The 865-nt window shown below is 62.3% G+C and carries 1 protein-coding gene; it reads left to right on the forward strand.

Annotated features, from left to right (window positions below; translation table 11 throughout):
• Positions 1–186: 186 nt before the first annotated feature.
• On the forward strand, positions 187–865 hold a 679-nt coding region (locus RIL96_RS13290; RefSeq protein ID WP_310549491.1), incomplete at its 3' end, for an IS110 family transposase.

Consider the following 865-nt stretch of genomic DNA (forward strand, 5'->3'; position numbering starts at 1 on the left):
GGACTTGTCCGTTCAGCTGATAGTGCTCGGCCGGTACTGGTCCGGCCCACCTCGGTAGCTTGATCAGAAGATTGTCCACCCGCGGGTGTGACCCCTCACAGTGCTGTTCCGATGTGACCCTTACCCGGACTAGTACCGGCCGATAACGGCCGTTGCAACCATGTCCATCACGTTGGAAAGGCGTAAGTGACCGTCATGTCTATCGTCGCTGATTCTCATCCATTTGTCGTCGGGGTCGACACCCACGCACGCAACCACGTCTACGCAATCCTCGCACCAGCTACTGGGGAGCTGTTGGATACCCGATCTTTTCCAACCTCCGCTGCCGGGATCAACCGGGCCATGGCCTGGGCGGCCCGCCGTACTGAGCCTGATGCCGACACCTTGTGGGTGATCGAAGGTGCTGCCTCCTACGGGGCCATCCTTGCCAGCACCGTCGCCGTACACGGCTATCCCGTGACCGAGGCACCACGCATGGAGCACAAGACACGCCGCGGCGTGGGCAAATCAGATGCCCTGGATGCCCATCAGATCGCTGCGGCCACGCTTCCGTTGCCCGTCGATAAGCTGCGGCTGCCCCGCTTGAATGACGGGATCCGCCAAAGCGTGCGGATCCTGGTCACCGCCCGCGAGTCGATGAGCAAGGACCGTACCCGCTCCATCAATGCGCTGACCGCTCTGACACGGACCAACGAGCTGGGCATCGATGCCCGCAAGAAACTCACCGTCACCCAGATCCTCGAGGTCTCCCGCTGGCGGAGCCGTGAGGAGGAGCTATCTCTCTCCATCGCCCGCAGCGAAGCAGTGCGGCTGGCCAAGCACGTCTTGGACCTGGACCAACAGCTTACCGCCAACGAGAAGCAGC

The sequence above is a fragment of the Nesterenkonia aerolata genome, from assembly GCF_031470965.1.
GTDB classification, from domain to species: domain Bacteria; phylum Actinomycetota; class Actinomycetes; order Actinomycetales; family Micrococcaceae; genus Nesterenkonia; species Nesterenkonia aerolata.